At 69.4% G+C, this 11,758-nt stretch carries 10 protein-coding genes; 5 read left to right on the forward strand and 5 right to left on the reverse strand.

Features of this window, described 5'->3' with window-relative positions; translation table 11 throughout:
* The 3 genes from AC1RTA_RS06710 to AC1RTA_RS06720 all read left to right on the forward strand — a co-directional run.
* On the forward strand, positions 1–1,320 hold a 1,320-nt coding region (locus AC1RTA_RS06710; protein ID WP_492784312.1), incomplete at its 5' end, for a FecR family protein.
* Positions 1,321–1,348: 28 nt separating this feature from the next.
* The gene (locus tag AC1RTA_RS06715; protein ID WP_492784313.1) at positions 1,349–3,523 is read left to right on the forward strand and encodes an O-linked N-acetylglucosamine transferase, SPINDLY family protein; all 2,175 of its coding nucleotides are present in this window, start codon (positions 1,349–1,351) and stop codon (positions 3,521–3,523) included.
* Positions 3,520–4,257, forward strand: a complete 738-nt coding sequence (locus AC1RTA_RS06720) for a FecR family protein (RefSeq protein ID WP_492784314.1) — start codon at positions 3,520–3,522, stop codon at positions 4,255–4,257. Before AC1RTA_RS06715 ends, AC1RTA_RS06720 begins: the two co-directional genes overlap by 4 nt.
* 13 nt (positions 4,258–4,270) lie before the next feature.
* Here the strand turns inward: AC1RTA_RS06720 and AC1RTA_RS06725 are convergent, their stop codons facing one another.
* From AC1RTA_RS06725 to AC1RTA_RS06735, 3 genes are read right to left on the reverse strand one after another with little or no spacing between them, the layout of a single operon-like run.
* The gene (locus AC1RTA_RS06725) at positions 4,271–4,804 is read right to left on the reverse strand and encodes a dihydrofolate reductase (RefSeq protein WP_014236341.1); all 534 of its coding nucleotides are present in this window, start codon (positions 4,802–4,804) and stop codon (positions 4,271–4,273) included.
* Positions 4,791–6,446, reverse strand: a complete 1,656-nt coding sequence (gene pgi / locus AC1RTA_RS06730; RefSeq protein WP_014236340.1) for a glucose-6-phosphate isomerase — start codon at positions 6,444–6,446, stop codon at positions 4,791–4,793. The genes AC1RTA_RS06725 and pgi overlap by 14 nt, the downstream gene beginning before the upstream one ends.
* A 15-nt stretch (positions 6,447–6,461) precedes the next feature.
* Complete coding sequence (locus tag AC1RTA_RS06735) at positions 6,462–7,256, reverse strand: thymidylate synthase (protein WP_014236339.1); 795 nt, start codon at positions 7,254–7,256, stop codon at positions 6,462–6,464.
* Positions 7,257–7,498: 242 nt separating this feature from the next.
* Here AC1RTA_RS06735 and AC1RTA_RS06740 point away from each other — a divergent pair, with 242 nt between their 5' ends.
* Positions 7,499–9,016, forward strand: a complete 1,518-nt coding sequence (locus tag AC1RTA_RS06740) for a cyclic-di-GMP receptor FimW-related protein (protein ID WP_492784315.1) — start codon at positions 7,499–7,501, stop codon at positions 9,014–9,016.
* 8 nt (positions 9,017–9,024) lie between these two features.
* On the opposite strand, the gene mog is transcribed toward AC1RTA_RS06740, so the two are convergent.
* Together mog and yjgA are read right to left on the reverse strand one after the other, a co-directional pair.
* Positions 9,025–9,618 carry a molybdopterin adenylyltransferase gene (gene mog, locus AC1RTA_RS06745; RefSeq protein ID WP_130459379.1) on the reverse strand — a complete coding sequence of 198 codons (594 nt, stop codon included), beginning with the start codon at positions 9,616–9,618 and terminating at the stop codon, positions 9,025–9,027.
* Positions 9,615–10,172 carry a ribosome biogenesis factor YjgA gene (gene yjgA / locus AC1RTA_RS06750; RefSeq protein ID WP_492784316.1) on the reverse strand — a complete coding sequence of 186 codons (558 nt, stop codon included), beginning with the start codon at positions 10,170–10,172 and terminating at the stop codon, positions 9,615–9,617. Before yjgA ends, mog begins: the two co-directional genes overlap by 4 nt.
* A 77-nt stretch (positions 10,173–10,249) precedes the next feature.
* Between yjgA and pmbA the strand changes: the two genes are divergently transcribed.
* Complete coding sequence (gene pmbA / locus AC1RTA_RS06755) at positions 10,250–11,644, forward strand: metalloprotease PmbA (RefSeq protein WP_014236335.1); 1,395 nt, start codon at positions 10,250–10,252, stop codon at positions 11,642–11,644.
* Positions 11,645–11,758: the final 114 nt, after the last annotated feature.

The following is an 11,758-nucleotide window of genomic DNA, read 5'->3' on the forward strand; positions in this document are numbered from 1 at the left end:
CCCCCCCTGCTGCTGGCCCTGGCCGCCACCTACCCGGGCCTGGCCACGGCCGCAGCCGCCGCCCGAGTCGATTTCGCCGTCGGCAACGTGGTGGCCCTCGGCGCCGCCGGCAGTACCCGCCCCCTGAGCAAGGGCGCCGAAGTCCAGCCCGGGGAAACGGTCAGCACCCGGGATGGCCGCGCCCAGCTGCGCTTCTCCGACGGCTCCCTGGTTTCCCTGCAGCCCCAGAGCGACTTCCGGGTGGACAGCTACCGCTACGCCGGCCAGGCGGACGGCAGCGAGCAGGGCTTCTTCAGCCTGCTCAAGGGCGGCATGCGCACCATCACCGGCCTCATCGGGCGCACCAACAAGGACAACTACCGGGTCACCACCAACGTGGCCACCATCGGCATCCGGGGCACCGAGTACTCCATCACCTACGGCGACGGCATCACCGTCTCCACCGGCGAAGGCCAGGTCATGGTGTGCAACGGCGGCGGCTGCCTGCTGCTGTCCAGCGGCGAATCGGCCCTGGTCACCACCCCCACCTCCCAGCCCAGCCGCACCGAGGCCCGTACCAATCTGCCGCCGGCACCGCCCAGCGTCTCGCCCCAGGTGTTTTTCGCCAGCGGTGAGCAGCGTTCCGGCAACGGCACCCCCGCCCTCAACTCCCCCCTGCTGCCCAGCGGCGAGGGCTACGACTTCCATTGGGCCGGCGTCAAATCCGGCAGCCCCTACACCACCTATTTCGGCGGCACCAATGCCGGTTTCGGCAGCGACGGCAGTCTCAGCACCGTTGCGGTCGGCGTCCTCAACTACAGCGCCCAGGGCAATGGCTTCTATTTCACCGACGGCACCATCGGCTGGGGCCGCTGGAGCAGCGGCGTCCTGACCGGCGACGGCCCGAGTGACCAGGCTCTGAAGGACATCCACTACGTGGTGGGCAAACCCACCCCCACCAACGATCCGGTGTTTTCCTCCTCCGGCACCAGCACCTACAACATGCTGGGCTTCACCATGCCCACCTCCACCACCGGCGTGGTCGGCACCCAGGCCGTCACCGGCCAGCTCTCGGTGAATTTCAGCACCTACCAGGTGGGGGTCAACATGACGGTGCCCATCGGCGGCAAGACCTACGTCATCACCGATACCGCCTCCTGGTCCTACGGCGCTTTCAATTCCTCTGGCTTCATCTGTGGCGGCGCCTGCACCAACGGCCAGCTCAGCGGCTTCTTTGCCGGCAGCGGCGCCTCCCACGCCGGCCTGACCTACCAGTTCCTGGACAACCTGCCCGGTACGGACCTGGGCAAGATCAGCGGCGCCGCTGTCTTCAAGAAGTAGTCGGGCGGACGCCGTCAGGCCCCGGCCCATGAACGACAGCGCCCTGACTCCCGCCCGGGACCTGCTGGCCCGGGGGGCGCCCCAGGCGGCCCGGGAGTGGCTGCAGGCCAATCCGCCCCGGCCCGGGGATGCCGCCGAACACGCCTTCCTGCTGGGAGTGTGCCAGCTGCAAGCCGGCCAGCCCCGCCTGGCCGTGGCGCCGCTGGAACACTGCCTGGCCCTGGATCCCGCCCATATCAACGCCGCCAATGCCCTGGCCACGACCCTTCACCTCCAGGGGAACAATGCCCGGGCCTGCCAGGTCCTGCGCCTGTGCCTCGAGTACCGGCCGGCAGCCGGCGAATGCCTGCTCAACCTGGGGCGCCTGCTGGAAATGGACGGCGACCACGCCGGCGCCATCGCCGCCTATGGGCGGGTTCCGGCGGCAACGCCAGCCCTATCCTTCCCCGCCGGCCTGCGCCACGCCACCCTGCTCTCCCGCATGGGGCAGACGGAAGACGCCCTGGCGCTCCTGCGAACCCTGACACCCGAGCCGGCGGATGAGCACCGGACCCTGCGGCAACTGCAAGGGGAAATACTGCTGGCAGCCGGCCGAGCCCCGGAGGCCGAGGCCCTGCTGGCCGGCGCCACGGATGCCCGCCTGCAATTGCTGTGGGGCATGGCCCTGGCCGCCCAGGCCCGCTGGGAGCCGGCCCGGACGGCCCTGGGCGAAGCCTGGGAGCGGGCTCCCGGGGAGCGCCGCCACTGGACCAACCCGCTCACCGGCCAGGTCTTCGGCCCCGGCCCCCTGCCCAGCCCGCTGCAGTGTTTTACCGGTTACCACCGCCAGCAGGCGGGCCAGGGAGAGTGGGCACAGCGGCAAGCCTTCGCCCGGGAAAGCGCCGCCTATCCCCTGGCGCCCACAGCGACGGACTGGCACAGCGCCTTCGCCCTCTTCTCCGCCCCCCTGGCACCGGCTGTCCGGCGCCGTCTGGCCGACCGCTGGGCCGACGCCCTGCTGGCGGCAATGCCTCCGGCCACCACCCTGCCCCAGCCCCGGGCCCGCCATGACGGCACCCTGCGCATCGCCTACCTGTCGCCGGACTTCGGCGACCACGCCATGGGCCATTGCCTGCGCTCCTTCTGCCGGCACCATGACCGCCGTCGCTGCCACATCACCCTCTATGCCGACTCCCGGGACGACGGCAGCGAAGTGCGCCGCCAATTGCGCCGGGAGGCGGATGCCTTCACCGAAGTTTATGGACTCAGCGACGGAGACCTGGAGCAGCGGATGGCCCGGGACGGCATCCAGATCCTGGTGGACCTGGCCGGCTACACCCGGGGCGGCCGCCCCCGCCTGGCGCGGCGCCCCGGCAGCCCACTCAAGGTGCTGTACCAGGGCTACCCGGGCACCCTCGGCAGGGGCCTGGCCGACTACGCCCTGGTGGACCGGCACGTCTGCCCGCCGGGCAGCGAGGCCCACTGGGCCGAGGCCCTGATCCGGCTGCCGGACAGTTTCTTCCTGCTGGACAGCGAGGCACCCGCCGTTCCCTTGCTGGAGGCGGCCGAGCTGGGCGCTCCCGCCGCCCCGGTGGTATTCGCCTGTTTCAACCAGACCTGGAAGGTGGATGCCCAGGCCATGGCCCTGTGGCAGGCCGTCCTGGCGGCGGTGCCCGAAGCCGTGCTGTGGCTCCACGCCGAGACACCGGCCGTGGCCGCGGCGCTCACCCGGAGGGCCGCCGAGGCCGGCATCGGGGCGACCCGGCTGCACTTTTCCCCGGGCACCACCCGGCCCCGTTATCTGGCCCGCTACCGCCACGTCCATGCCGTGCTCGACACGCCCCTCTACCACGGCCACGGCACCGGCGCCGACGCCCTGGGGATGGGCACGCCCGTGCTGTCCCTGCAGGGGGAAGGCTTCCAGGCCCGGGTGGGCGGCAGCCTGGTACGGGCCCTGGGCCTGCCCCAGCTGGCGGCGGAAAGTGCCGAGGCCTATGTGGCCACCGCCATCCGCCTGGGCCGGGACGAGGCCTGGCGACAGGCCCTGGCCGCCGACATCCATCGGGGCTGCGCGATGGATGGGCCCCTCGGTACCCGGCGCCGGGTGCGCCAGCTGGAACAGGCCTACGCCAGAATCTGGCAACATCACCGGGCCGGTCTGGCCCCGGCCTCCTGCGCAGTGGAAGGAGGGACCGTAACTGAAGATGAGGAAAAGACAGCATGAGCAGAAACCTGTTTGCCGTCTGGCTGCTGGGCCTGCTGCTGGCGGGCAGTCCGGCGGCGGTGCTGGGGGCAGAAGCCGCCGCCCGGGTCGCCTTTGTCGTCGGCGAGGCCACGGCCAGCCTGCCGGACCAGCCGCCGCGCCAACTCGTCCGCGGCAGTGAAGTGGGGCCTGGCGACAGCATCCGCACCGGCCCCGGCGGCCGGCTGCAGTTGCGCTTTTCCGATGGCAGCCAGCTCTCCCTCAATCCCGGCAGCCTGTTCCGCATCGACGACTACCAGTTTGCCGCCACCACCCCCCAGCCGGCCCGGGGCTTCTTCAGTCTGCTGCAGGGCGGCCTGCGCACCATCACCGGCCTCATCGGCAAGGCTCGGCGGGAGGATTACCGCATGCAGACCACGGTGGCCACCATCGGCATCCGGGGCACCGACTACGGCCTGGAATACGCGACGGATGGGGGCCTGGGGGCCACCACCTACAGCGGCCAGATTGAAGTGTGCAACGAGGGCGGCTGCCTGCTGCTGGACGCGGGGGAAAGCGCCCGGGTCAACGACGGCCACAGCCGGCCCGTCCGCAACGGCACGCCGCCGCCCTTGCCCGGCAGCGGGCCGGCCGGAGGCAGTGGTGACAGCGGTTTTGCCGCCAGCGGCGAACGACGAGGCAGCGGCATTCCCGGCGGCCAGCAGCCGCCGGTCAACGGCGGGCCGTCCACTGCCCCAACGGGCGGCCGCTACTGAGGTACAGGCTGGATCAGCGGGGACGGCGTTCCCAGACCACGAAATCGTAGGCCGGGGCGCCGGCAGGGGGGCTGCCGGGACGGCGCGAACGCTCCTCCCAGGCATCCGCCTCCAGGGCGGGGAAGAAGGCGTCGGCCCGGGGTTCATCCCGGACCTCGGTGAGATAGAGGCGCCGGGCCAGGGGCAGGGCCTGGGCGTAGAGATCGGCGCCGCCCATGACGAAGACCTCGCCGCCGCCGGCGGCGGCCAGGGCCTCTTCCAGGGAATGGGCGAGGATGGCGCCGGGCGCCAGGTAGTCCCGGTTGCGGCTGACCACCACATTGCGCCGCCCCGGCAGGGGACGGAACTTCTCCGGCAGGGATTCCCAAGTCTTGCGCCCCATGATCACCGGGCGCCCCTGGGTGGTGGCCTTGAAATAGGCCATGTCCTCCGGCAGGCGCCAGAGCAGCTGGTTGTCCAGGCCGATGGCCCGGTTGGCCCCCACCGCCACGATCAGGGCGACGAGCTGGGGAGCCTCGGAGGAAGTGGTCGGTTCAGAGTTGGCCATGGCGACGGCAGTAGGCAATGAGGCCCCGGGTGGAGGCGTCCAGCCCCTCGTCGGGCGTGCCTTCCAGGGCGGGCAGGAGGCGGCCGGCGAGCTTCTTGCCCAGCTCCACCCCCCATTGGTCGAAGGAATTGATGCCCCACACCACCCCCTGGACGAACACCTTGTGCTCGTAGAGGGCGATCAGCAGCCCCAGGTGGTAGGGGTCCAGGCGGGGCAGCATCAGGGTGGTGGACGGCTGGTTGCCGGCAAACACCTTGTAGGGCAGGACCGCGGCGATCTCCGCCTCGGCCCAGCCCTCCAGCTCCAGCTCGGCCCGGGCCTCCTGCTCGCTGCGACCGAAAGCCAGGGCCGAGCTCTGGGCCAGGCAGTTGGCCAGCAGGGGACCGTTGTGGCCCGGCAGGGGATAGTCGCTGGTGGCGGCGACGATGAAGTCGCTGGGAATAAGCCAGCCGCCCTGGTGCAGCAGCTGGAAGAAGGCATGCTGGCCGTTGATGCCGATCTCGCCCCAGACGATGGGATTGGGATGGCAGGACAGAGGCTTGCCGCTGCGGGTCACCATCTTGCCGTTGCTCTCCATCTCCAGCTGCTGCAGGTAGCCGGGCAGGGTGCGCAGGGACTCGTTGTAGGGCAGGATGGCCAGGGTTTCGGCGCCGAGGAAGTTGGTGTTCCAGATGCCCAGCAGGCCCATCAGCACCGGCAGGTTCTGCTCCAGGGGCGCCTTGAGGAAATGCTGGTCCAGGGCCTGGGCCCCGGCCAGGAGCCGCTCGAACTGGGTCATGCCGATGGCCAGAGCCAGGGCCAGGCCCACCGCGGACCACAGGGAATAGCGGCCGCCGACCCAGTCCCACATGGTGAAGATGTTGTCGTGGCCGATGCCGAACAGACCCGCCTCGGCCGGTGCCGCCGTCACCGCCACGAAGTGCCGGGCCAGGGCCGCCGCCTCGTTCTCCGGACCGGCCGCCGCCAGCAGCCAGTCCCGGGCCGTCTCGGCGTTGCGCAGGGTTTCCTGGGTGGTGAAGGTCTTGCTGGCGACGATGAAAAGGGTGGTGCGGGGGTCCAGGGTCTCCAGCAGGGGCGCCAGTTGGGCCCCGTCCAGGTTGGAGACGAAATGCACGTGCAGGGCCGGATGGTCGTAGGCCGACAGGGCCCGGGCCGCCATCTTGGGCCCCAGGTCGGAACCGCCGATGCCCAGGTTCACCACATGGCGGATGGCCTCGCCGGAGTAACCGCGCCACAGGCCGCTGCGCACCCGCTCGGAAAACTGCCGCATCTGGGCCCGCACCGCCCGCACCTCGGGCATGACGTCCTTGGCCGCGCTGGGGAAGGGGCCGGTGCCAAGGAAGCGCAGGGCCGGATGCAGCACCGCCCGCTGTTCGCTGACGTTGATGCGCTCGCCGGCGAACATGCGATCGCGCCAGCCTTCCACATCCGCCGCCCGGGCCAGGTCGGTGAGCAGACCCAGGGTTTCGGGAGTGATGCGCTGCTTGGAAAAATCGGCGAGAAAATCGCCGAGGCGGAAGGAAAGCTTCTCGAAGCGGGCCGGTTCCCGGGCGAACAACTCCCGCAGGTGGTGCGAACGAAGCTGCTCCCGGTGGGCCAGGAGGGCCTGCCAGGGCGCGGTGCGGGTGATGTCCATGGGCATGGGCGGTATTTCCGGTCAGACGGCGATGGGCGCGGCGATGGAAGGATGGGGATCGTAGCCTTCCAGGGCGATGTCCTCGAAGCGGAAGGCGAACAGGTCCTTCACCTCGGGATTGAGCACCAGCTTGGGCAGGGGACGGAAATCCCGGGACAGCTGCAGGCGCGCCTGGTCCAGGTGATTGCTATAGAGGTGGGCATCGCCCAGGGTGTGCACGAAGTCGCCGACCTGGTAGCCGCAGACCTGGGCGATCATGTGGGTGAGCAGGGCGTAGGAGGCAATGTTGAAGGGCACGCCGAGGAAGATGTCGGCACTGCGCTGGTACAGCTGGCAGGACAGCTTGCCGTCGGCCACGTAGAACTGGAACAGGCAGTGGCAGGGCGGCAGAGCCATGGAATCCACGTCCCCCGGGTTCCAGGCGGAAACCACGTGGCGGCGGGAATCCGGGTTCTTCTTCAGGTTTTCCACCAGCTGGCCCACCTGGTCGATGAGACGCCCGTCCGGCGTCTCCCAGCGGCGCCACTGCTTGCCGTACACCGGCCCCAGGTCGCCGTTGGCGTCGGCCCACTCGTCCCAAATGGAGACACCGTTGTCCTTGAGGTAGCGGATGTTGGTGTCGCCCTGCAGGAACCACAGCAGTTCGTGGATGATGGAACGCAGGTGCAGCTTCTTGGTGGTCATGACGGGGAAGCCGTCCGCCAGGTTGAAACGCATCTGCCAGCCGAAGACGGAACGGGTGCCAGTGCCGGTGCGGTCGGTCTTGACGTGGCCGTGCTCGAGCACGTGGCGCATGAGGTCGTGGTACTGCTGCATGGAGAGGGGCTCCGCTACTTTTTTATCGCTGGCATTGTAGCCGTTTGCCCCCGTCCCGCCCATGGCGGCGACGGGCGGGGCCGTTGACGGAGACCCCGCCGCCGCCAACGCCTGGGGGACAGTTCGCAGCATGGGGAAAATGACGTAAGCTTGGCTCCGGAGCTGCCGGCACAGGCGGACCCGTCCATGGAGGCGGCGACAGGACCGCCAATATCGCTGGAACGACTTCAACGGGGAACATCGTGATTCTGAGCCTCTTTTCCGCCAAGCCGGAGCACCCCCTGGCCGACGCCAAGGAACTGCGCCGCGCCATCGCCGAACTGCCCCTGGACAATGCCTTCAAGGCGGTGGACGAGGTGCTGGCCTGGTTCGAGTCCCTGCTCAGCGCCGAAGGCTTCAAGCCCGAGCAACTGTTCGACACCGTGCGCCAGCTGGACGAAGCGGCCCAGCCCCACCTGCGCCGCCTGACCCGGGACTACCTGCACTCCCCCCGCCTATCCAAGACCGAGGAGCGGCGCCTGTGGACCGCCAGCACCGCCTTCTGGGACCTGCTGGCACGGCTCTACGAACAATCCCTGGCGCGCTACCGCGGCAAGGAGAAGGGGGCCGACGCCCTCAAGCCCCACCTGTCCCTGATCCACGCCCGCCTCATCCTGGCCTACGGCAACCAGCTGAAGTGGCGCCAGTACCACTACGGCCCGGTGGAAGGCGGCATCTGGCTGCGCCTGGGCCAGGCCTATCTGGCGGCAGAAAGCGAAGGCGTCGCCGGGCGCCTGCTGCTGCTCTATCCGGGGCAGAGCAGTTCCTCCTCCGCCACCCTGGAATACCTGAAGGTGCTCATGTTCCACGCCTCCTCCATGGACAGCCTGCTGCCCGCGGAGATCGAACTGGCGGAAAGGCTGATCGGCCATTGCCTGCCCCAGTTCGTGTTCGGCAGCCGCTCCGGTCCCGAAAGCGTGTACTGGATCGACCCGGCCCAGCCCCTGCCGCCCGTGCGCCTCACCCGGGAGCCCCAGGCGGCGCCGACCCTGCGCTTCTTCGCCCCGGGCAACGCACCCCAGACCCTGGCCGAACTGATCCGCAGCGTCGAGTTGGGCACCGTGCCGGAAGAGGTGAATCTGGGGGGGCAGTATCCGGCCCGCATGATCCTGCCGGTGCTGCACCATCTGGCCATGCACTGGGCGCCGACCCCGCCCCTGCGGGAACACCGGCGGCACCAGGTGAAATCCCTGCTCACCGTGGTCAACGGTTTCGAGGCGGCCTTCCAGGTCTTTTCCGGCAAGCCGGACGGGGACGGAGCGGCGGAAAGCTGGATCGCCGACAACGTCAGCCTGGGCGGCTTCGGCGCCCTGGTGCCGAACCTGCGCGGCGACTGGCTGCGCATCGGCGCCCTCCTGGCCATGCAGCCGGAAGGCGGCAGCAACTGGCTGCTCGGCGTGGTGCGGCGCTACGGCCGGGAATCAGATACCCAGGCCGCGGTCGGCATCCAGACCCTGGCGCGCCAGGCCCTGGCGGTGGAGCTGCGGCCCCGCAGCACCTCGGCCTACGCCCTGGCGGCGGGCATTCCGGGCATGCTGCTGCGGGACGGCATGGAAGAAGGGGAAGTGCGGGTGGTAATGCCGCCGGCCAGCTTCGACGTGCGGGAAAACCTGGAGTGCGAAGCCGAAGGCCGGCACCTGCTACTGACCCCCATGGACATCCAGGAAAGCGGCAGCGATTACGAAATCGCCCGCTACCGGGAACTGCGCAGCGACAACTGAAGGCCGACTCAGGCGGCCGGCGGACGCCGTGCCGACTTGGGACGAAAGGCCGCCACCACGGATTCCCGGGTTTCCACATAGGGCCCGCCGATGAGGTCCAGGCAGTAGGGCACGGCAGCGAAGATGCCGGGCACCAGCACCTTGCCCTCCCCGTCCTTCACCCCTTCCAGGGTTTCCTGAATGGACTTGGGCTGGCCCGGCAGATTGAGGATCAGGGCCTGCTTGCGGATCACCCCCACCTGGCGCGAGAGAATGGCGGTCGGCACGAACTGCAGGCCGATCTGCCGCATCTGCTCGCCGAAACCGGGCATGACCTTGTCCGCCACCGCCAGGGTGGCTTCCGGCGTCACATCCCGGGGCGCCGGACCGGTGCCGCCGGTGGTCAGCACCAGATGGCAGCCTTCATCGTCCACCAGTTCCATGAGGGTAGCTTCGATGCCCGGCTGGTCGTCGGCGATGAGGCGCGACTCCTCCTCCCAGGGGGTCAGCAGCACCCCGTCCAGCCACTGGCGCAGGGCCGGCAGACCCTTGTCCTCATAGACGCCGCTGGATGCCCGGTCGCTGATGGAGACCAGGCCGACGCGCAGGGGCCCTTCGCTCATGCTTCCTCCCCGGCATCATCCCCGGTGGCTGCGGCAGCGCCGCCCTCCTCCAGTTCCTTCAGCACCTGGAAGATGGCGCGGTAGCTCTTCGGCGGCTTGTTCTGTTCCTGTTCCTTGAGGGCGCTGCGGCGCAGCTGGCGCAGGTGGGTGAGATCGGCCTGGGGCCAGTGGGCGGCGATGTCGGCCAGGGCCACGGCCTCGTTTTCCAGGAGCAGGGTGCGCAGACGCTCGCGCCGATGCAGCTTGGCGTTCTCCGCGGCGGAGGCGCCATTGACCACGTCCAGGGCGGCCTGGATCGGCTCCGGGTCCACGTCCCGCATCAGCTTGCCGATGTACTGCAGCTGCCGGCGCTGGGCCTCCCGCTTGGGCAGGCGCTGGTATTCGAGCAGGGCGCCGCTGAGGGTCTCGGACAGTTCAACCTTGCCCAGCAGGCGCTTGAGACGGTCCGGCGGCAGTTCCACCAGGGAGCGTCCCAGGTCCTGCTTGTCCTGCATGGCTTGTTTGCGTTTTGTCTTGCTGACGGGCTCGCCGTCCAGGGGGTCCAGTTCTTCCATGATTCCTTGTACTTCTCGGCAGGGGTGGGCGGTGGGGGCTGCTATGATAGCGATTTTACCCCTCTGTCTCGCTGTTCATGGCCAAGAAAGCTCTCCCCAAGCCCTCCCGCACCACCGCTGCAGCCACTTCCGGCCGCTTCTCCCTGCCCCAGGCCGACCTGCTGCAACTGGCCCGGGACACCGTGGCCCTGGCCACCCGGGGCGGCGCCTCCGCAGCCGAAGTGGATGTCTCCGAGGGCTTCGGCCAGTCGGTCAGCGTCCGCCAGGGCGAGGTGGAAACCATCGAATACAACCGGGACAAGGGCATCGGCGTCACGGTGTACCTGGGCCAGCGCAAGGGCTACGCCTCCACCAGCGACTTTTCCCGCCAGGCCCTGGCCCAGACCGTGGATGCGGCCCTGGCCATCGCCCGCTACACCGCCGAGGACCCCTGCGCCGGCCTGCCGGAAAAGGCCCTGCTGGCCAAACAGTGGCAGGATCCCCAGCTTTACTATCCCTGGCAGCTGAGCGTGGAGGGCGCCATCGACCTGGCCCGCCGCTGCGAGGATGCGGCCTTCGCCGTCAGTCCCCTGGTGAAAAACTCCGAGGGCGCCACCGTCTCCCTGCAGGAAGGCCAGTTCGCCACCGCCAACAGCCTGGGCTTTGCCGGCGGCTACCCCAGCTCCCGCCATTACATCGCCTGCTCCGTCATCGCCGGCAAGAAGGGGCGCAATGCGGAAATGCAGCGGGACGACTGGTATTCCACCCACCGGGACCCGGCGGACTTCCCCGCCCCCGAGAGCATCGGCGACTACGCCGCCCGCCGCGCCCTGTCCCGCCTGGGCGGGCGCAAGGTGAAGACCTGCGAGGTGCCGGTGATCTTCGAGGCCCCCATCGCCAGCGGCCTGCTCGGCAACTTCGTCTATGCCGCCAGCGGCGGCAGCCTCTACCGCAAGGCCAGCTTCCTGGTGGACAGCCTGGGCAAGCGCATCTTCGCCCCCGGCATCAACATCAGCGAGCGCCCCGACCTGCCCAAGGGCCTGGCCTCCGGCCCCTTCGACAACGACGGCGTCGCCACCCGCTCGCGCCAGGTGGTGAGCGACGGTGTGCTCAACGGCTACTTCCTCAGCGTCTATACCGCCCGCAAGCTGGGCATGACCACCACCGGCAACGCCGGCGGCTGCCACAACCTGGTGCTGGAGCCGGGCCGGGAAGACCTGGCCGGCCTCATCCGCCAGGTAAAGCGCGGCCTGCTGGTCACCGAGCTGCTGGGCCAGGGGGTGAACTACGTCAATGGGGACTACTCCCGGGGGGCCGCCGGCTACTGGATCGAGAACGGCGAAATTGCCTATCCGGTGGAGGAAATCACCATCGCCGGCAACCTCAAGGAGATGTTCATGAACATCGCCGGGGTCGGCAACGACGTGGTGGTGCGCGGCTCCAAGCAGACGGGTTCCATTCTCATCCAGCGGATGACCGTCGCGGGCGCCTGACCCCGGGCGAAAGCCGCTTCCAGCAAGCTCTTCCAGCCGGTCCGGATTAGGGTAATCCCTATTGCCGGACCGCTTCGGGCCGTCGCTATAATGCGTCGGCTGCAACACACCGAA

It is taken from the genome of Azospira sp. MPR-E4 (genome assembly GCF_058809645.1).

What these genes read in the sequence shown, in the direction of transcription:
- AC1RTA_RS06715 (WP_492784313.1), top strand. Translation starts at nt 1,349, where the DNA reads ATGAACGACAGCGCCCTGACTCCCGCCCGGGACCTGCTGGCCCGGGGG.
- AC1RTA_RS06720 (WP_492784314.1), top strand. Translation starts at nt 3,520, where the DNA reads ATGAGCAGAAACCTGTTTGCCGTCTGGCTGCTGGGCCTGCTGCTGGCG.
- AC1RTA_RS06725 (WP_014236341.1), bottom strand. Translation starts at nt 4,804, where the DNA reads ATGGCCAACTCTGAACCGACCACTTCCTCCGAGGCTCCCCAGCTCGTC.
- pgi (WP_014236340.1), bottom strand. Translation starts at nt 6,446, where the DNA reads ATGCCCATGGACATCACCCGCACCGCGCCCTGGCAGGCCCTCCTGGCC.
- AC1RTA_RS06735 (WP_014236339.1), bottom strand. Translation starts at nt 7,256, where the DNA reads ATGCAGCAGTACCACGACCTCATGCGCCACGTGCTCGAGCACGGCCAC.
- mog (WP_130459379.1), bottom strand. Translation starts at nt 9,618, where the DNA reads ATGAGCGAAGGGCCCCTGCGCGTCGGCCTGGTCTCCATCAGCGACCGG.
- yjgA (WP_492784316.1), bottom strand. Translation starts at nt 10,172, where the DNA reads ATGGAAGAACTGGACCCCCTGGACGGCGAGCCCGTCAGCAAGACAAAA.
- pmbA (WP_014236335.1), top strand. Translation starts at nt 10,250, where the DNA reads ATGGCCAAGAAAGCTCTCCCCAAGCCCTCCCGCACCACCGCTGCAGCC.